This is a genomic window from Bacteroidales bacterium, assembly GCA_016709865.1.
In the GTDB taxonomy this organism is placed as follows: domain Bacteria; phylum Bacteroidota; class Bacteroidia; order Bacteroidales; family VadinHA17; genus LD21.
Genome location: JADJLX010000002.1, coordinates 817,600 through 836,948, shown reverse-complemented (window position 1 = coordinate 836,948; position 19,349 = coordinate 817,600). Strand labels below are relative to the sequence as shown.

Genomic DNA, 19,349 nt, shown 5'->3' with positions numbered 1-19,349 from the left:
CTTCGCCGAGCTTAAGGTTTTATATTTAGTTTTGCAGACTCGATTTACAGTTCCACAACAGCATATTTTGAAATCTTCCAAAATAGCGCCGGGTCTTTAATTTCCAGGGAGATGATCTTCTTATCAGCATCACGAAGAAACTCATATGATCCTTCGGGATGCTCAGAAATAAGTTTAGCATTTTTCGAATTGACAGGAATTGACTTCGTCTGTGTTAAATCGATCTGTATAAAAGCATCATCAGAAAAGTTTCCGGTCAGGGCTTCAGTTTTTCCGATTCCGATAAATCCTCCTTCTTTTGTTAAAAGGCCTTTGGCTTTAAGTTCTTTGAATGTACCGCATGCATAGAAGGCCTTGTTCATCTCGTATTTCTGGTTACTTATTGTCTCATCTTTCTGTGCAATGGTATCCTGCAAGAATGTCATCTGTGTGTTTAGCTGTTCAACCTCGAAGTTTTTGTCAACCAGGGCAGTTTTGAGTTCTTCAATTTCTGTCTCATTCTCTTTCATTGTAGCTTCCAGTTCTGTGATTTTATTCTGCAGAACTTTCAGTGTTCCGCCCGATTTCTTTAACTGCGCGGTAAGAGATGCAATCTTCTTCTTATTCTGATCGAGAAGAGTGTTTATATATTTAATATCCTCAAGTACCTGTTGTTTCTTGTCTTTTGATATCTCGGAATTAGCTGAATTAACTGTTATCACTTTTTCTTTTTCCTTGATCATCGCGATATTTTTCTCAATCTCGTCAAATGTCATAATCCATTCGCTTATTAAAGAATCGCGGGCAGATACTTTGTCTGTTAAAGTAACCTTCTGTGACTCCATGAAATTCAGAAGTTTTTTATGCTGGCTGCTGTATAGTAAAAAAACTACTATTCCAACAGTCAGCAGTACAATAAAGCTTACAATAGAAGCGGTCATGACTCCCTTTTTCACTCCTTCATCCATGATCCTCTTTTCATTTTCAAGCCTCTCCTTTTCAATCTTATTGTTTCCTGCATTTTCGTTTACAGGGTTGGATTTACCGTTGTCATCTGTTTTCATATGAAGTTGTTTTAGTTGACTTTTTTGTGATTTTAAAGATACCATCCTAAGTAGCTCATTTGTTATATAATTAACACTAAGAGTTACATCATTCACATACTATTAATAAACTGAAAGTCCCTCTGATTATTGCCCGAAGATACTCTTCCGTCTCCGGTCTCCGGTCTCCGGTCTTCCGTCTCCCGTCTTCCGTCCCCCATCATATTTATTACATTTTGTTTGCATTATCAATGTTTTTAATATATTTACCGTAACCTAACCGTAAGAAAATCATGAAGAACACAGGATTCTCTTCATTCATTCTGATCTCCGGACTCTTTATAATTATCTCATGTGCAAGGAAAGATTCCTCACCTGCTCAGATTGAAGATCTTGTTCAGCAGTCGGAAAAAGATGCGGTATTTGAGACGGTACTTAACAAAGCCGATGATCAGATAAACAAGGAGATTATTAAACTGGAAAGCCTGAATTATAATACTAACACAGGGAAATCAGATGTTGCTGAATGTAATGCCACAGTTACGGTTGAGACTCCTGCTGCATCAAAATTTCCAAAAACTGTCACTCTGGAATATGGGGAAGGATGTACTGATCCGGAGGGAAACTTCAGGGCAGGGAAAATTGTAGTTCATATAACTGGACCATACTGGACTAAGGGAACTGAACGGCACGCTGATCTGGTTGATTATCGTTTTAATGACCTGAAGATCTCCGGTGAAAGACTTGTAATAAATAAGGGACTTGACGAGAATGGTTATGTTGTTTTTGAACTGAAAAACACCGAGTTAATTGGAAAAACAAATGGAGAACTTCTGGTAGAACGCAAAATTGAAAGAACCCGTATATGCAACAGGGGAACCAACCATTCATCATACGATGATAATGAAGTATGGATTACGGGACGTTCATTTATTAAGAAAAACGGAAAAGAGGTGGTTCAGGAAATAACAACTCCTCTTTACAGAATGGTTTCCTGCCCGCACTTCCAGAGTGGTGTAATTGTCACATATATAAAAAATGAAAAAGTTTCCGAGCTGAATTACGGAAACGGTGAATGTGACGACAAAGCTATCTGGTCAAACGGAACAATTACCAAGGAGATAACCCTTAAGTCGTGGATCAACCAATACGCAATTAAACCTTAGACATTCGGATTAAGTTTAGCTAAGCGAAGTCTGGAGACTACGCCGAGCCATCGGTCACCCAGCATCCAGCACCTAGCACCTAAACTTCTCCCCGTCCTCCTTACAGAACTTCTTCACCAGCCTCTTAGCCGACATCAGTGCAGTCGGCAGCCCGCCTCCCGGTTCAACCCACTGACCGCACATATAAAACTTTTCGAGTCCGGGCAGTGTCTGCGACATAGGTTTCATCAGTGTTCCGGAATTTTCCGGAGTGATCAGCCATCCTTCAAAGGAGCCATTCCAGTTACCGGTATATCGTTCAAAAGTGAGAGGTGTTGCCACATCAGTAACCTCAACAAGAGGAGTGATCCCGGGGAATCGCTGTTCAAGCAGACTAATGATTGTTTTTGCAGCCTCATCCTTCTTCTGATCATAGTTTTTTCTGTTCTCAGCAAGACTTTTCCAGAAATAATAGTCCGATTCGAGCATGACATTTAATACAGTTTTACCGTCAGGGGCAAGAGTACTGTCCTGGTTAAAGATATGCACCGACAGCCATTCGCGCATCTTATCGGCTATCATTACCGGTTCTTTGAGTTTGAATGTCATGCCCGACACAGTTTTTGACACTTCGTCAAAACGCCTGTTAACTCCGAGTGAGACATATAACAATGATGCAAAACGAGGCCATTTTTCATAGGGCTCAAGGACCTTCTTATCGGCGTATTTACCTTCCAGCATATCAAAGATTGTTGCATGTCCGTCTGCCGCAGAAATTACCCTGCCCGCTGTATGTTCAGTGCCGTCGTCCAGACGTATTCCTGTTGCTTTACCTTCGCTGGTAAGTATCCTGCTGACTCTTTTTTTATAATTGATTTTGCCGCCGAGCTCTTTATATTTAGCTTCAAGAGCTAGTGCCATCGGTTTTGATCCTCCAATCGGATACCCTGCGTTTTTAGTATGCAGGTATGCAAAAGTAAACAGCATGAAGAACATCGAGAATTCCGGGATCCACATCTGTCTGAATGCTTCTGCAAGAAGAGGGTCGCTGAACTCTTTTGCAAAATCCCCGGCAGTTATCTTCATCCAGTCCTGCATCTTCTTTCCGTTGGCAATGAAGATCGATGCAGATCTGATCTGTTTCTTAATCTTAATATAAAACGGATCGTGTTTGGAGGGCGAGTCAAATGGAATGCACATCCTGATGCCTTGTGTGAACCTCTTTATAGGTTTCTCATCCTTCGGTGAAAATTCAAGCAGATGCTTTTCTAGCCGGTCAACATCATTATAAAACACAACAGTTCTTCCCGATGAATCCTCAACCCTGAAGTATTCATCAAGATTTATTATTGGTCTGTTCTGTATCACTCCCGTCTCCTCCCACATATCGTGCATCCCGCTTTTCGGATTTGATCCGACCAGCCAGTGAATACATCCGTCGAAGGTATATCCTTTGCGGTCCCACGAAGTACATAATCCTCCCGGGAGGTTGTGCATCTCAAAGATCTCTGTTTTATAACCATTCATCAGGGCATAGATCCCTGTTGCCAGACCGGCGAATCCTGCTCCGATAATTATTACTGATTTGTCGTTATTATTCATGATAAAGACTGTTTGATCAGTTAAAATTAGTCAAAATATTGAATTAATTATATCGTTATCTGTTTAGAAACCGGGGTCACACGGCGTTAAACATTTGTGACATTTTGATGTTATATGCTCGTTCGCAAAGCTTTTTGTTAACTTTGTATGTGCAATAAATTTCCTAACTTTTTCCGATGAGATTATTCATTATTAAATATTTGCCCTTAATTTCTCTTTTCTCCTCATTTTTAATAAGCGAGGATTCCTATTCACAGAATTCTGATAAAACGATTCTTAAAGGTGTTGTTACTGATGCAAAAACCGGAGAGCCTGTTCCTTTTGCCTCGGTCTCTTTTAAGGGCACCGCTGTTGGTACACTTACCGACAATGCCGGGAAATATATTGTTGAAACAAACACAGATGTGAAAATTGTAAGCTTTTCATTTATCGGATATGAAACCCAGGTTCATGAAATTATACCGCATAAGGAACAGACATTAAATATAAAGTTGGCTCTGTCCGTAATAACCCTTGATGAGGTGGTAATAAGTCCGAAAAGAAGGAATTACAGTAACAGGAATAACCCCGCGGTTGATCTGATAAATAATGTAATAAATAACAAAAAATCAAACAGAAAGGAGTCGTATGATTATCTCCGGTACAGGCAGTATGATAAGATTCAGTTTGCCTTAAGTAATATAACCGAGAATTTTAAAAAGGGAAGTGTATTCAGTAAGTTCAGATATATTTTTGAAAATGCTGATACAACCAAAAGGATTGGTAATACTGTTTTGCCAATATTCATAAAGGAATCGCTGTCTGATCACTATTTCCGCAGTAAACCGGAAGCCTCAAAATCTGTTGTTCTTGCCGAGAAGTCAGAGAACCTTAACGAGCACCTCGACAGCAAAGGGGTTTCAGGATATTTAAACTATCTGTACCAGGATATTAATATTTATGATAACAATATCTTGTTTCTGACGAACAAATTCCTCAGTCCTGTGGCAGAAACAGCTCCTCTCTTCTATCGTTATTATATACTCGATACCCTTACGGAAAACAATATAAAGTGTATAAAACTCTTTTTTGAACCTAGGAATAAAGCAGATTTCCTCTTCCACGGAAACCTTTATATAACGATGGATAGCGCTTATGCCATAAGAAAGATTGATATCGGAATAAATGAGGATCTGAATATCGACTGGGTTCAGGAGATCAGTATCACTCAGGATTTTGAACTGCATGGCAGCGAGGGGTGGCTGCTCTCAAAGGAGGATATTCTGATTGACTTCGGTATCGTTAAGAATTCCCTGGGACTCTTCGGGCAAAGGACTGTTTATATCAAAGATTATGAAATCAATAAACCGGTCGATGAGGTGTTTTTGAAAGGTCCCGATAAAATTGATAAGATCGATCCTGCATCTGAAAAGCCTGACTACTGGACCTCAAACCGGTTTGCCCCGCTTTCTAAATCTGAAATGGGGGTATATACAACAATTGACAGCATTAAGAAGATCCCCGCTTTTAACAGGAGTATGGTATTTTTCAATCTTGCAACTACAGGTTTTCTCGATGTCGGTAAAGTTGATATCGGACCCTTTGAGAGTTTTTTCAGTTATAATCTTACTGAGGGACCGAGATTACGATTCGGAGGAAAAACAACAACAGATTTCAGCAAGAGAGTGACTCTCGACGGTTATATGGCATATGGTCTTAACGACAGGGTCACAAAATATAATGCAGGTATAACGTACTCTCTTACAAAGAATACGATATATCAGTTTCCTGTTAAGTATCTGAGAATTGGTGTACAGAAAGATACCAAGATCCCCGGGCAAGAGCTTGAGTATACACAGGAGGATAATGTTTTTCTATCTCTTAAAAGGGGAGTCCACGATAAATTATTCCTGAACAGGAGTTTCAGAGCAGAATTTTTTAATGAATTTGAGAGCCACTTTTCATATACCCTGGGTTACAATTATATTCATCAGGAGCCTGTCGGTAAACTATATTTCAATACTTTAGATTATGCTGCCGCAGTTAACGACCCTCCTTACATTGTTGTATCTGAATTAAAACTGAATCTCCGTTACGCTCCGAATGAAACATTCTACCAGGGAAAATTATACAGATTCCCTTATCCTTCGAGATATCCTGTACTTGAACTTAATGTGGCAGGCGGATCAAAAACAATTGGTAACGACTATGACTATCTGCGGCTCCAGCTTGATGTGAGTAAGAGGTTTTATGCTTCAGTTCTCGGATACACAGATATTTCATTTGAAGCAGGAAAGGTTTTCGGGAAGGTGCCTTACCCTCTGATGTTTATGCATCGTGCAAATCAGACCTACTCTTACCAGATGAATTCCTATAATTTTATGAACTTCCTGGAGTTTGTCAGCGATCAGTACGTATCGGCGAATATAGACCATTGTTTTAACGGCTTTATTTTTAACAAGGTTCCTCTTTTAAAGAAGCTGAAGCTGAGAGAAGTAATAACCTTAAAAGCTCTCTACGGAGGTGTCACTAAAACGAACAATCCTGATTTTCAGCCAGGACTGTTTAAACTTCCGACCGACATAAACGGTAATCCTCTTACCTATACACTTGAGAAAGAGCCATATGTTGAAGCCGGAGTAGGTGTCTCAAATATCCTTCATGTTGTCAGAATTGACTTTATCAAACGTTTCTCATACATGGATCATGCAAATGTATCAGGCACTGGATTCAGACTGCAGTTCCGGTTTGATATTTAGAATTAAGCTTACCGTCCATCACAAGGGATTCCTTATTTCAGTCTTTAACACACCTGACGGAAAATCCGTTTTTCTTGTTTTCCTCCCATTGTATTGCCTTCTCATAGGTGGCAGGTCTGCAATAAACTGACCATGCATTAGTGGAAGATGCTTCTGTTGAACTCCACCAGTAAGTTCCATAATTGGAGCCATACGGGAACTGCCCGTTAGCGTAACGAAATCCTGCCATCTGAGCCCAGAATCCTCCTTCTGCTCCTGTGATATTTAGCTGTCTCGACCAGTCCCAGTTATACGACTGTCTGAGATTTCCGTCCAGATGAACTAAGAGCTCATTCCACTCATCTATTGAGGGAAGATGCCAGCCTGCAGGGCAAAGTTTTCTGCTGTCAGTGGCAGTGAACCATGTATAAAGCCTTCCGTCGTCATCAAGAAGTTCAGGGTGATCCTCATGTCCTAAAAACGCCCATTGGTAAACTGGTTTATCCTCCTGTTCAATATTTATGGTCGCAGTGCCGGTTGTATTAATAAATTCTCCATTTGAAAAGTAACGGGTCTCAAGGTTACGGTTCATCCATTCCTGTTTCCCCAGACGGATTGTACTATAGATATGACCTTCATAATCTGTCATATACCCGTCGTATGTTTTTATTATCTTAGTCCATCCGTAGGAGATTCCTACTTCGTTGGAAGCAAAGCCCCTGAAATAGTAAACTGTTCCGGGAGTGAGTCCTTCAATTATACAGCCTAAGTCACCTGTGCCTGGTCCCAGATCAATCTTGTTATCATTTATTGTCGGATCTTTCGAGGTTGACCAGCAAATGCCTTTTGATAAGATCTCCAGTGTGTTGTCAGTACTGACTCCCAAACCCATGAAGGATGCAGAATTATGCGTTAATGACCACATGTAGGGAGTTGAGACAATTGGAACTGTATTGGGTTTTGTGGTGAAATTTGCCTCCAGACCATAAGCAGTCCCTAACTTACTTTTTGCGTAAGATCTTACAAAATATTTTGTTCCGCCCTTAAGAGTATATGGTTTCCAGGTTATTTTACCCTTAATAACATCAACCGCTACAGATGAATCTGATAATGTTGGATTCCCGGTTGTATTATAACAGAAACCACATTCAGTTAACTCAGTGTCTCCGTTCCATATTATCAGACTTACGATTGTTGCCCCCTTGGCTGTTATTGCCGAAATAGTGGTTCCTCCGGCAATATGCGACTTTGTTACTTTGTCGCAAGAGCTAACCAACAATATTATAAGAAATACTGTACTTGTTAACGTTGGAAATAAAGCCCGGTTCATTATTTGCAAGTTATAGCAAATCAGGAATATAATGAAATTTTCTCTGTTAAATCATTAACAGCACCCAGCACCCAGCACCCAGCACCCAGCACCTTATTTCGTCATCACAACCGGCAAAATATTCCCCTCCCCGTCAAACTCCATCCGGTCAATACATACCACCCTGGCATTACGGTCAGTTTCGTTAAGCGGTCGTCTATGATATACAATGTAATAATTGTCTGTACCTGGCATCTTAATTACAGAATGATGTCCTGCGCCCGTTGCGATAGTCGGATACTGTTTAAGAATTTTGCCCTTCCTTTCAAATGGTCCGAAAGGGGAGGAGGCTACTGCATAGGCCACACTGTAATCGGGACCTGTCCAGCCGCCTTCCGACCACATGAAATAGTATTTGCCATTGCGTATAAACATGAAGGGACCTTCTACATAACCTTCAGGGGTTATCTCTTTAAACATAGTGCCGTCGGAAAATGGTTCAGTACCTGTAAAATCACTTTTCAGCTTCACAATATTGCAGTGGCGCCATCCTCCGTATATAAGGTAAACCTGTCCGTTTGAGTCCCTGAACGCAAACTGGTCAATTGGCTGTGCCCCATTATAAAATTTATCAATCAGAGGTTTACCAAGGTAGTCTTTGTATGGTCCGCCGGGAGAATCAGCCACAGCCACGCCAATACCTCCCGTTTCATCATTACTCTGAATATCATTTCCCCCGAAGAAAAGAAACCATTTTCCGTTGTTCTCAATTACAGATGGTGCCCACATTGCCTTTTTCAGCCATTTTACAGATGATGTATCTATTATCCTTTCATGTTTTTTCCAGGTAATAAGGTCACTTGAAGAGAAGGCATCAAGGAAGACCTGTTTCCCGTAAGGTGCTGAATAAGTTGGAAAGATCCAGTATTCTTTGCCGGCAACTATTGCCTCCGGATCGGCATAGAAGCCTTCAAATACCGGATTGACAGGTTTCGGTTGCTGAGCGCTGCATGCTGCAGCAAAAGCAATAAACAGTAGAGTAAAGTATTTCATTAAAACAGTTCATTAAAGGTTTTTTCGAAATACTAATGTAGTACAAAATCTTTTAAAGTGTTTGTTTTGGCACTACATTGCAAACCAGTATGAGAACTTCAGAAGAAATACATTACGAGGAGTGATTTTGAAAAGATCTTTCATATCGTTTCCGTATGAGAACATACCATTCGAATCAGTACTGGTTCTTCCCTGTGACCAGACAAGGTAGATTGTAGATCCTGGCAGGTACTCCCATCTGACAACAAGATTTGAACGGAACTGCCTGAAATTAAAATCAGGATTTCCGAATGAGAAATCATACGTATTATCATTATTCATGTCAACAGAATACCCGTTATTTGTTGCATCGTATTCAATTTCGTCAGTTGTAAATGAATGGTACCTCTCCCTGAATACATCGGCTTGTACATCTGTTATTTTCTTGAATGCCGAGTACTTTCCTGCAGATATAAATGGCTGTCCGTAATATTCGAGACTCAATTCCGGATTAACAGTGTAATTAACTCTGAAAGTAAAACTTAAAGTCTTCTGGTCAAGCTTACCGAATAGGTAAAGAGGATTCCCGTTTACCTGCAGCATATTTACATATTGCATTTCTGACTTCTGAATGCCGTATCCCGGTTCAAACGAGACAGAGATAGAATTCAGAGGTCTTATATTAATACTGGAGTAGTACTCATGGCCTGAGGAGCTCTTAGCATCGCCCGAACCATGATAATTACCAATGAAGAATGAAAACTTTTTGGATGGATCTGAACCGATATTGAGATTAAAGCTCTGACTCCCTGGCAGGATCATAGCAGGACCTCCCCGTAACAATGTTGTAGAGATATTTTCACTTTGCCTGTTAAAATTTCCGTTTAATCTCCACCTGTTCTTGAATTGCGAATTGAAGTTCACATTGGTATGTGTCGATAAAAGGGTTCCCGAGAAGTTCCAGTACATCCAGTAATTCGTATTAAGGTAGAAATTATTGAATATTGCGAAAGGATTCCTGATATAATATGCAATCCATGTTCCATGGTGAATGACATCAGAATATCGCATATATCCAATATCATTGAATTCCAGTCCGGGCGATCGTAATGTAAGGCTGGTCTCAAACTGGATCTTTTTCTGACTGCTTTTTCCGAATTTTAATGATGTTCCATATCCGGGGAGTGAGGTTATAGAGGAATCGACTGAAAGGTAATCAGCATCTGGTCTCTGAAAATACCTTGCAGAGGATGTCTGTGTATTAATCAATGCCTCCGGTTTCCCTCTCACACTGCTGAATTCAGCATTCCCTGCAAGATACCATGTTCTCTCTTTCCAGTTATGCCGGAAATCAATTCCCCCCACGTAAGCAGCACTATGAAGATAGTCCAGTGTTGCAGAGCTGATATCTCTGTTTACTGCAGTGATTATACCGCCAACAGTTGTTTCACCTTTGTTAAAATCCTGCTGGATCCTCCCTGTAAAATAATTTGTAAGAGGTTCAACTGTCTCTTTTCTTCTTGATCCCTCATTATCTATAAGTGCTTCCTCCATTGCCGTTACACTCTCGAGTATTCCAACTGATAATCCCTTTTTTGTCTTGCCTGAGATTTTCATTGCTCCAAGAATTGTTGTTGATTCAGGCATACGTACAAATTCATTACTGCCGGTTGAAGGATAATTATGTGGATACCTGCCTATCCGTCGTGAGTAGAACAGGTTGTCGGAGTACATGTTGTGTATCACAATTGACTGATTTGGCATGAATTCGAATATATTTTTCCCTTCAACAAAGAATGGCCTTCTCTCTGAAAAGTAAGATTCAAAAGCTGTAAGGTTTACCTCGGAAGGGTCAGCTTCAACCTGTCCGAAATCGGGATTTACACTGAAATCCAGGGTAAAATCATTGGTTATGGCCACTTTGCCATCAATTCCAGCTGATAGTTTTGAAAGTTTGCCAGTATTGAAGGGATCTCCATCTACTTTTTCAAACCTCTCGGTTCTTGCTACAGCATATGGCATTATCTCCACCTGGTGTTTTGGTTTTATATTGTTAATGCCATGTAATTCTCCAAACAGATGAACTCTTCCGGGTGAACCTTTAGGAATGAACTGCCATTGTGAGCGTTCCTGGATTCGATAAATATTGCGGGTTACTTCCAGTCCCCAGATCTGAGCTTCTTTTTTTCCGAATCGAAGCTGACTTAACGGGATCTTCATCTCGGCACACCATCCTTTATCGTCAATTGATGTTTCGAGATACCAGATCGGATTCCAGCTATCATCTTCATTCTGTCCATTCTGACTCACTGCTGCATCACTCTTAGCACCTGAGGCTGATGCTGCGAACAGGAAATCTGTCTGTTTATCAAAGTAACTGTCGATGTCAACGAACACCATATCTCCGCTGAAATTATCTCTTCGTGACATAATTCTGCTAATCTTTTCCGGCTCATTATCAAAGGCCCTGATAAAAATGTACAGGTTATCATTGTCATAAAGTATTTTAAACGCAGTCTCCTGTGAGGGTGGCTTATTTTCTGCCGGATGTGTTTGAATGAAGTTGGAGCTCCATTCTACCAGGTTCCAGCATTCATCTTCAATCAGCCCATCAATATTCGGAATAGTTGTAGTATAAGCTGTCTGATATGTTCTTTTTATAACTATTGAATCTATTGTGAGTGCGTAGGCATTAGTCAGAAGAACTATAAGAACCTGACTAATCAATATTCTTTTTAACATAGGTTGATATGTATTTTTTTAAAGACTATCACTGCGTAGAAAAGCTGCACCTGGAGTTATTATTATTTACTTCCTGGTGTAGCTACCCGGATAATTCCGGACGAATAAATTAAAACCTGTTAGTTTGATTTTCTGAAGTAAATATCACCACTGATTGTTTCAAGTTTAATAGGTGGCCCGCCATTATTAAGTTTATCGTTTATTCTTGAAGGGATCCCTTTATTTTGCTTGTTAAGAGCAAGATTATGATTTGAGTACATTCTTCCTGATATCGTTGAAAAATCAACATCCGCCTTTTTGTCCGAAGGCACAGCCAGATCTATATAACCACTAATCGACTTGACCCTCATTTCAGTTGTCTGCCCCGTAATTGTGATATCGGCATTTATTGATTCTACCGTAAATCTTGTGTTTTCCGGAATATAGATCTGCCAGTAGATGTCAGATTCATTACAGCAATTGTTCTTCCCCTTAAAGTAGTTTTCTCTGAAGGAGGCATTCACTGTTACACTCTTACCCGTCTCATCGAATGATGTCTCATAGGCCTCATTATCTTTATTCTCATTTATATTAACTGAAGCTTTCACATATACTTCGTTTTTGTTCCATGTTATGATTTTAATGGAATCTGCGATCTGAATTTTCAGGTTAACTGATTCTTTCCCGGAAAAACTCAGGTGTTTTTCTATTATCTGCTGTGCCTGCACCGAAGCAAAGCAAAGCCAGATTACAACAATAATTGTAATTTTTTTCATTGAACTTTTTTATTAATGATTTGACTGAATCCGCAATCCGCAATCCGCAATCCGAAATCTACTTAGGTTAGTTCCCTTTCCTAAGATAGATATTCGCGCTGATGCTGTTGATTGAAAATTTGAATCCCCCTCCATTGAGAGAATGATTCATTACGTTACCTCCAACCTTCTTAAGATTTTTCTGAGTGTCGGAGAAGTCAAAGTCTGAATAGAATGCACCGTTAATGGTTCTTAATTCAAGGTCAACCGGTGTCTTTGCAGGCAAAGTAATATCAACATCACCGCTTATTGCATTAATTGATGATGATTTTGCAGCATTTATACTGCTGAAAGTGACATTAATATCTCCGCTGATAGTTGCCAGAACCAGTGGTCCTGTTACATCTTTCAGATCAATATTATGACAGGTATTAATATCAATTTCGTTTTTCATACCTGATACTGTAACGTCATTCGATCTTTCACATCCGCTGGAGAGTTCAATCGCAAGATTCTCAGGAACTCTGATCTTGTATTCTCCTTCCTGAGTAAAAGGGATAAGACATGTTATCGTAATAAGATTCTCAGCCTTCTGAACATCGAGTCCAATTCCGGTATTATCTGTCCCTGAGGGGAATATAGGCTTTAATCCTTTTGCCTTTTCCGGTGGAACCACCTTTCCGGAAGTTGATGTAATTACTATCTCATTTCCGTTATAACCTTCAATTGGCAATAACCCGTTGAAGTCTTTCAATACAAGTCGTGTCTCTTTTGTATTCTGAACGCTCATTTTATATTCCTGAGCAGAGAGTATTCCTGTGGTAAAGAAAATTGCTAGTGCTATAATGCTGGTTTTCATAGTTTTCATAAGATTTATTATTATGTAATTAACTTTTCTGACATGGCAGACCGCGAATCTGACATGATCTATTTTAAATTGAATTCAATCTTTTCTCATATAAGTGTCCGGAGACTATTCTGAGCCACTACTCTTACTTCCGGTAAAGTATTTTTATTTGCTATTATCTGCTGTATTGGTTTGAATGCACTTTTCTCATTTTTTTCTGCCAGAATATTTATCAGGGTTATCTGCAGAATCGGATTCTGCTGCAGAGTAAGTGATTTAACAAGTGAGTCGGATACGGCATTCTGATCAGCAAATTTTGAGAGTGCATAAGCTGCAGCCATCCTTACGTTAATGTTTTTATCGTTATTAAGAGTTCTTACAAGGACATCAATTACATTCTGATCAGGGATCTCAAGTTCTTCTGCGTACCTGACAGCCTGTATCCTGTTGCTTGAGGAAGATTCGTTTAGCATTGTAAACATTGTATTCTTTTTTAATTCAGAGACTTCTGCTCTCAGTTGATCCAGTTCAGCAGAACGAACTGCTCCTGAGCGAATTAACATTCCGAGAAATGTTCCTGCAATAAGCAAGGCAATACCTGCAGCAATTCTCATCAGGCTCCTATTAAATCTTCTATCTATAGGAAAAGTGATTTTCTGAGTGTTATGCATTTCACTTTTTCTTATCTCACTATGAAGCATGTGATAGAAGTTGGTTCGGAGTGAGTCATCTGGTGTTGATGTCTCTTCATTCGATATAAGATGAATAACCTTACGGCTCTCAATTAGCATGTCAGTGCATCTTTCACATTTATCAAAGTGATTTTCAACTTCCCTCTTTGCTTCTTCATCGAGGATATTGTCGATATAATCTATTATCCTGGCTTCCGCTTCCTCGCATTTCATAATACCTTGTCTTTATTATGTTTAAAATAGTTCTCTCTTAACTGTTTAATCGTTCTGTGCATTGCAACCTTTATGGCAGGTACAGATTGATTTAATATTTCAGAGATCTCTTCATATTTCAGCCCCTGATAGCGACTCAGGATTATTAATTCTTTTTGTGAAGTGCTGAGTCGCCCAAAAGCTTCATCAAGTCTTTCATAATCATCCTCCTTGAAGCCGGTATTTTCATCGGTCATATCAACAGGATAACTGTCGGTTTTCAGGAAAAGGTCATCAGATCTCTTTTCCTCCCTGCAATAATCGATATGAAGGTTCCTTGCCATCTGGTACATCCATGATTTTACGCTGTGATCTTTTTTATATGAGTTTTTATATCTTATCATCCTGTAGAACAAATTCTGGGTAAGATCCTGGCTTATTATTTTATTCCGGGTAAGTTTAAGAAAGAAGTTATAGAGCCTGAGATGATAACGTTCAAACAATACCGACATCTCTGCAAGATCTCCATCTTTCACCCTTTCCATTATTATCTCATCCGGAATATCTGCCACTGTTCGTTTCTTTTTGTTCTCTATTCTGGTTACTTGTAAAAGTACAAATGGTTACAACGAAACAGGAAAAATATTTTAAAAAACACAAAAACATAATATTTTTCTATTTTTGATTAATCAAAATAATATAACACCAAATCACCTGATAACCCAATAACCCAATAACCAAATAACCTAATCACTTCATGAAAACAAGGCGCCTCTTACCATCTCTCCTGTTTCTGATAGTCACCATATTACCCCTATCCGGTCAGCCAGGACCTCTAAACCTTGATCTGGTATTTATAGGCAACAGCATAACCCAGGGAGTGCAGCTGGAGAATTCAAATGAGACAGCACCTCCGGCTACCGCAACTGCTCATATCCGTACATTGAAGGGGGTCGAATCGGCACAGGTTCTGAACCGGGGGCGGAGCGGGTACACAACAGTTAATTTTTTACCATCTGCTGATGGCGAATTATCGAAAGTTATTGCTGCTGTTAAGCTTTTCCACACCGATATGACCCGGTTACTTGTCTTCTCAATCTCGCTGGGAACAAACGACAGTGCTGAGGAGGGACCAAGAGGTGCTCCACTCTATCCTGAAGAATACCGAACCAATATTAAAGCAATTACTGATCAGTTGCTGAAGGATTTTCCCGGATGCAAAGTAGTTTATCAGCAGCCAATATGGTATAGTATCACCACTTATAACCGGTCGCGGTATCTTGCTGCCGGACTGGCCCGTCTTCAGACATATTTTCCGGAATTAAAAAATCTTGTTGCCTCATATTCTCAATCCAATCCGGGACAGGTTCTTATGGGCGATACAAAAGCGTTTGATTATTTTAAGGAGAATTACCTCACCGATCTGATACCGGAGTCGGGTAATGCAGGCACATTCTATCTTCATCCGAACAAAAAAGGTGCTGAAGCCCTCGGTAAATTCTGGGCTGAAGGGATTTGGAATGCATTATTTCTGTAAACCTCTTTGAACCAGAGTGCTTTTACTTTTGTTTAATCATATATATTATTGTTATGACAACAAAAGTATCCGGTACTCACCTGCCGAACAAAGATCTTTTTAAGGACTCATATGTTTCCTCATTAGAACAATACAAAAAGATCTACGCGGATAGTATAGAAAACAACTCTGAATTTTGGGATAAGAAAGCACATGAGCTATTACACTGGCAACACGATTTCCAGCTGGTAAGTGATTGTGATTTCTCAGAAGGTCTGGTATCCTGGTTTCTCGGAGGAACCCTTAATGCCTGCGAGAACTGTGTCGACAGGCACGTTAAGGACAGAGGCGACCAGGTAGCAATAATCTGGGAAGCAGATGAACCCGGTAAGGAGGAGAGGATCACTTACAGGGAACTACAGAGAAAGGTATCGCGTCTGGCTAATGTGCTGAGGCATAACGGCATTCACAAGCGCGACAGGGTGGCAATCTATATGCCAATGATCCCGGAAGCAGTTTATGCAATGCTTGCCTGTGCAAGAATTGGTGCAGTGCATTCGGTTGTATTTGCCGGATTCAGCGCTGAGTCACTGCGCGACAGGATAAATGATGCAAAATGCAAAGCAGTTATTACTGCTGATGAAGGTGTCAGGGGGAAAAAGATAATTCCTCTTAAGCGTATGACTGATGAGGCTGTGATGGCATGTCCAACTGTTGAACATGTCTTTGTCGTAAAAAGAACCGGTGCTAAGATTCCCTTTTATCCTCCCCGTGATATATGGCTCAATGAGGCTATGGAAGGTGAACGTCCTTACTGTCCTATTGAACAGATGGATTCGGAGGATACACTCTTCCTGCTTTATACTTCGGGAAGTACGGGTAAACCGAAAGGAGTATCTCATACAACTGCCGGATACCTTTTATTCACTGCAATGACTCATAAGTATGTTTTTGATTATAAGGACGGGGAGATCTTTGCCTGTGTGGCTGATATTGGATGGATAACCGGTCATTCATATGTTGTGTATGGTCCGTTGCTGAATGGTGCCACCACTGTTCTTTTTGAGAGTGTTCCGAACTATCCCGATGCAGGGAGGTACTGGGAGATGGTTGAAAGGCTTAAGGTAAACCAGTTCTATACTTCACCAACAGCTCTGAGGGCAATACAGCGCGAAGGAGATGAGTATGTAAAGAAATATGACAGAAAATCACTCAGGATTCTTGGTACAGTCGGGGAACCTATAAATCCAGATACCTGGGAATGGTATTACAACGTTGTTGGAGAGGGGAGATGCTCCATAGTTGATACATGGTGGCAGACAGAAACAGGAGGGATCCTTATAACGCCCCTTCCCGGTGCTATACCCACCAAACCCGGATCGGCAACCTTGCCCTTTTTCGGGATCGAACCTGTGCTCCTTAGCGCAGAGGGCGAAGAGTTAAAAACTGTTGAGGCATCGGGACTCCTTGCCATCAAAGGTTCATGGCCCAGCATGGCCCGGACAATCCAGGGTGACCATTTGCGTTTTTATGAGACCTACCTGAAGACATTTAAAGGATACTATCTCACCGGCGATGGTGCAAGGCGCGACAGTGACGGATACTACTGGCTCACCGGACGTGTTGATGATGTGATGAATGTATCTGGACACAGGATTGGCTCTGCCGAGATAGAGAGTGCACTGGTATCTCATCCTTTCTGTTCGGAGGCTGCAGTGGTAGGTTGTCCGCATGAAGTAAAAGGAGAAGGTATTTTTGCCTATGTTATACTCAAGGATGGTTACGAAGCTGATGAAGAGCTTGCCGGAGAATTGAGGAACGAAGTCCGCCGTCACATCGGGGCCTTTGCAACACCCGATCAGATTCTTATTGCCCCCGGACTGCCCAAAACACGTTCAGGTAAAATCATGCGCAGGATTCTCAGAAAGATTGCAGCGAATGAAACGGAAGACCTTGGCGATATAACTACACTGGCAGATCCTGCCGTAGTTGATGTGCTGATTAAACTCAGAGGAGAATTGGATTGAGAACAGGAGTCCGGCTTCTGATATTTTATAAAATACAAAACCCCGCATATCGTTGATAATGCGGGGTTTGTATTTAAAACTTTAAGCTCCTAGAGCACATATGCCACAACTTCAACACCGAAATTCAGACTGACCGTAATGTTCATTGGTCCGCTTACATTTCCTGATAGTGTAAGTGTTATCATTTTATCATTCAAAAGCTTTGTTGATACCTGTCCGAGAACCCCTGTTGCAAGTGTAGGAGTAAAGGAATTATTTGTTGAAGTAATGTTTGTCTGGGTAAAAACATTACCAACACCGGTAACATCGAGAGCTACTGAATTGATTGTCTGACCTGCAGTCAATCCTGTAACAGTAACAACAAGCGAATTAAGATCAATCTCCTTTACTTTATCAAGATATGGTTTGATGTCAGTATTATCAGACAGAGAAAGTGTCTGTGATTTATTAAAGACAATTGCATTAACTGATTTTGTTCCGGGTGTAACAATAACCAGTGGTACATCGGCTTTCAGCTGAGTAGATATAGGTACGGTAGCCTTATCTTTAATCAGTTCGCATCCTGTTAGTGCAAAAATTAATGTCAGTGATAAAAGTAGTCTGGTTTTCATAAGGTAAATTTTAAATTTATAATGTTAAAAAGAAGAGTACTCAGATTTGATACTTAACAATCAGATAATTTGAATTGTTCATTTGTAATAATTAATTGTAATTTTCTTTATGTAAAAATAGTGTACAAAATAAACAAAACAAAATCCGGATATCTTTGCAATCAACATTTTAGCACCAAATGACTCCAATAATTGACAAAGAATATATAATCTGTGGTAAATGCAATTATAAATTTGACCGCATAAAAGTGAACAAACACTGTTCAAATTGCATAGTTTGCACCGGCTGTGAAATCTACTATTGTCCCGGGTGCGATGAGGAGATTGTTATAACACCAATCAAACCAATATATTCTGAGGAGGGCGAGAAGAGGAGAAAGGGCGAGGGGGAGAGGAACAAAGACCGAAAACCTAAGTCGTAAGCCTTAATGCCATATCGCCGTAATGCCGTAATGCTATATCGCCGTAATGCCGTAACACCGTAATGCCGTAACACCGTTAAAAAATATGGAGCCCTACCTGAGAAAGTTAATTGCCGGGGGTGAAAACAACCATCTCGATTTCAAGTACTGCGTATCCGACAGCAGAAAGATAGCCCGTACTCTGACTGCCTTTGCTAACAGCGACGGAGGGCGTTTGCTGATAGGAGTGAGGGATAATGGCAGCATAGCCGGCATCAGGTCTGACGAAGAGTATTACATGGTGGAGACCGCTTCGCATCTCTATTGCCGTCCCGAAATAGAGTTTACAGTTAAGCAGCATACAACTGAAGGAAAACAAATTCTTGAAATTGAAGTTAAGAAAGGTGAAAAGCGACCCTACCAGGCAAAGGATGACAATGGGAAATGGGTGGCTTATTTCAGGAATAACGATCAGAACCTCGTGGCGAACAGGGTATTGCTGCAGGTCTGGCGGAAGGAGGAGAAGCCTAAGGGCGTGATGGTGAAATTCAGTAAGGCTGAAAACCTGCTGATGGAGTATCTTAAGGAGTATGGGTCGGTGACCCTTTCCGGCTTCAGAAAAGCTGCCCGGATCCCTGCTCACCGCGCTGAGGCGATACTCGCCAACCTCATTATTTTCAAAGTACTGATAATGAAAGCATCGGAGAAAGGTTTCAGGTATGAGCTGAACCCTGAAGAAGAGGAGAGGGGGTGATGGGGA

Annotated in this window: 16 protein-coding genes; 6 read left to right on the top strand and 10 right to left on the bottom strand. The window is 40.6% G+C overall.

The annotated features are described in order from the left end of the window. Positions 1-44: 44 nt before the first annotated feature. Positions 45-1,043, bottom strand: coding sequence for a hypothetical protein (locus IPJ16_05615; protein MBK7626669.1), 999 nt, complete (start codon positions 1,041-1,043; stop codon positions 45-47). 272 nt (positions 1,044-1,315) lie between these two features. Between IPJ16_05615 and IPJ16_05610 the strand changes: the two genes are divergently transcribed. Then, positions 1,316-2,188 carry a hypothetical protein gene (locus tag IPJ16_05610; GenBank protein ID MBK7626668.1) on the top strand — a complete coding sequence of 291 codons (873 nt, stop codon included), beginning with the start codon at positions 1,316-1,318 and terminating at the stop codon, positions 2,186-2,188. A gap of 72 nt (positions 2,189-2,260) precedes the next feature. Here the strand turns inward: IPJ16_05610 and IPJ16_05605 are convergent, their stop codons facing one another. After that, positions 2,261-3,769: an NAD(P)/FAD-dependent oxidoreductase gene (locus IPJ16_05605; protein MBK7626667.1), complete on the bottom strand. Its 1,509-nt coding sequence runs from the start codon at positions 3,767-3,769 to the stop codon at positions 2,261-2,263. 176 nt (positions 3,770-3,945) lie between these two features. On the opposite strand from IPJ16_05605, the gene IPJ16_05600 reads away from it, so the two are divergent. Then, positions 3,946-6,507 carry a carboxypeptidase-like regulatory domain-containing protein gene (locus IPJ16_05600; GenBank protein ID MBK7626666.1) on the top strand — a complete coding sequence of 854 codons (2,562 nt, stop codon included), beginning with the start codon at positions 3,946-3,948 and terminating at the stop codon, positions 6,505-6,507. A gap of 37 nt (positions 6,508-6,544) precedes the next feature. Here IPJ16_05600 and IPJ16_05595 read toward each other — a convergent pair whose 3' ends face one another. The 7 genes from IPJ16_05595 to IPJ16_05565 form a co-directional block, all read right to left on the bottom strand. Then, positions 6,545-7,816 carry a fibrobacter succinogenes major paralogous domain-containing protein gene (locus tag IPJ16_05595; protein ID MBK7626665.1) on the bottom strand — a complete coding sequence of 424 codons (1,272 nt, stop codon included), beginning with the start codon at positions 7,814-7,816 and terminating at the stop codon, positions 6,545-6,547. Between the two features lie 93 nt (positions 7,817-7,909). After that, positions 7,910-8,848 (bottom strand): family 43 glycosylhydrolase, encoded by a 939-nt coding sequence (locus IPJ16_05590; GenBank protein ID MBK7626664.1) that lies wholly within the window; start codon positions 8,846-8,848, stop codon positions 7,910-7,912. 72 nt (positions 8,849-8,920) lie between these two features. Beyond that, a complete protein-coding gene (locus IPJ16_05585) occupies positions 8,921-11,569 on the bottom strand; it encodes a hypothetical protein (protein ID MBK7626663.1) in 2,649 nt (882 codons plus the stop codon). 119 nt (positions 11,570-11,688) lie between these two features. After that, entirely contained in the window at positions 11,689-12,324 is a 636-nt protein-coding gene (locus IPJ16_05580) for a DUF4097 family beta strand repeat protein (protein MBK7626662.1), read from the bottom strand. A 67-nt stretch (positions 12,325-12,391) separates the two neighbouring features. Continuing rightward, positions 12,392-13,162 carry a DUF4097 family beta strand repeat protein gene (locus IPJ16_05575; protein MBK7626661.1) on the bottom strand — a complete coding sequence of 257 codons (771 nt, stop codon included), beginning with the start codon at positions 13,160-13,162 and terminating at the stop codon, positions 12,392-12,394. A gap of 95 nt (positions 13,163-13,257) precedes the next feature. Further along, on the bottom strand, positions 13,258-14,055 hold the full coding sequence (locus tag IPJ16_05570; GenBank protein MBK7626660.1) for a HEAT repeat domain-containing protein: 798 nt from the start codon (positions 14,053-14,055) through the stop codon (positions 13,258-13,260). Continuing rightward, entirely contained in the window at positions 14,052-14,606 is a 555-nt protein-coding gene (locus IPJ16_05565) for an RNA polymerase sigma factor (protein MBK7626659.1), read from the bottom strand. Before IPJ16_05565 ends, IPJ16_05570 begins: the two co-directional genes overlap by 4 nt. Before the next feature lie 185 nt (positions 14,607-14,791). On the opposite strand from IPJ16_05565, the gene IPJ16_05560 reads away from it, so the two are divergent. Together IPJ16_05560 and acs are read left to right on the top strand one after the other, a co-directional pair. Continuing rightward, positions 14,792-15,571, top strand: coding sequence for a lipolytic protein G-D-S-L family (locus IPJ16_05560; protein MBK7626658.1), 780 nt, complete (start codon positions 14,792-14,794; stop codon positions 15,569-15,571). A gap of 53 nt (positions 15,572-15,624) precedes the next feature. Further along, on the top strand, positions 15,625-17,577 hold the full coding sequence (gene acs / locus IPJ16_05555; protein ID MBK7626657.1) for an acetate--CoA ligase: 1,953 nt from the start codon (positions 15,625-15,627) through the stop codon (positions 17,575-17,577). A gap of 89 nt (positions 17,578-17,666) precedes the next feature. On the opposite strand, the gene IPJ16_05550 is transcribed toward acs, so the two are convergent. Next, on the bottom strand, positions 17,667-18,188 hold the full coding sequence (locus tag IPJ16_05550; protein ID MBK7626656.1) for a hypothetical protein: 522 nt from the start codon (positions 18,186-18,188) through the stop codon (positions 17,667-17,669). Positions 18,189-18,367: 179 nt separating this feature from the next. Here IPJ16_05550 and IPJ16_05545 point away from each other — a divergent pair, with 179 nt between their 5' ends. Together IPJ16_05545 and IPJ16_05540 are read left to right on the top strand one after the other, a co-directional pair. After that, on the top strand, positions 18,368-18,610 hold the full coding sequence (locus IPJ16_05545) for a hypothetical protein (protein ID MBK7626655.1): 243 nt from the start codon (positions 18,368-18,370) through the stop codon (positions 18,608-18,610). 85 nt (positions 18,611-18,695) lie between these two features. Next, positions 18,696-19,343 carry an ATP-binding protein gene (locus IPJ16_05540; protein MBK7626654.1) on the top strand — a complete coding sequence of 216 codons (648 nt, stop codon included), beginning with the start codon at positions 18,696-18,698 and terminating at the stop codon, positions 19,341-19,343. The last annotated feature ends 6 nt before the right edge of the window (positions 19,344-19,349 follow it).

Coding starts and splice junctions, on each gene's coding strand:
- IPJ16_05615 (MBK7626669.1), bottom strand. CDS start 1,043: ATGAAAACAGATGACAACGGTAAATCCAACCCTGTAAACGAAAATGCA.
- IPJ16_05610 (MBK7626668.1), top strand. CDS start 1,316: ATGAAGAACACAGGATTCTCTTCATTCATTCTGATCTCCGGACTCTTT.
- IPJ16_05605 (MBK7626667.1), bottom strand. CDS start 3,769: ATGAATAATAACGACAAATCAGTAATAATTATCGGAGCAGGATTCGCC.
- IPJ16_05600 (MBK7626666.1), top strand. CDS start 3,946: ATGAGATTATTCATTATTAAATATTTGCCCTTAATTTCTCTTTTCTCC.
- IPJ16_05595 (MBK7626665.1), bottom strand. CDS start 7,816: ATGAACCGGGCTTTATTTCCAACGTTAACAAGTACAGTATTTCTTATA.
- IPJ16_05590 (MBK7626664.1), bottom strand. CDS start 8,848: ATGAAATACTTTACTCTACTGTTTATTGCTTTTGCTGCAGCATGCAGC.
- IPJ16_05585 (MBK7626663.1), bottom strand. CDS start 11,569: ATGTTAAAAAGAATATTGATTAGTCAGGTTCTTATAGTTCTTCTGACT.
- IPJ16_05580 (MBK7626662.1), bottom strand. CDS start 12,324: ATGAAAAAAATTACAATTATTGTTGTAATCTGGCTTTGCTTTGCTTCG.
- IPJ16_05575 (MBK7626661.1), bottom strand. CDS start 13,162: ATGAAAACCAGCATTATAGCACTAGCAATTTTCTTTACCACAGGAATA.
- IPJ16_05570 (MBK7626660.1), bottom strand. CDS start 14,055: ATGAAATGCGAGGAAGCGGAAGCCAGGATAATAGATTATATCGACAAT.
- IPJ16_05560 (MBK7626658.1), top strand. CDS start 14,792: ATGAAAACAAGGCGCCTCTTACCATCTCTCCTGTTTCTGATAGTCACC.
- acs (MBK7626657.1), top strand. CDS start 15,625: ATGACAACAAAAGTATCCGGTACTCACCTGCCGAACAAAGATCTTTTT.
- IPJ16_05550 (MBK7626656.1), bottom strand. CDS start 18,188: ATGAAAACCAGACTACTTTTATCACTGACATTAATTTTTGCACTAACA.
- IPJ16_05545 (MBK7626655.1), top strand. CDS start 18,368: ATGACTCCAATAATTGACAAAGAATATATAATCTGTGGTAAATGCAAT.
- IPJ16_05540 (MBK7626654.1), top strand. CDS start 18,696: ATGGAGCCCTACCTGAGAAAGTTAATTGCCGGGGGTGAAAACAACCAT.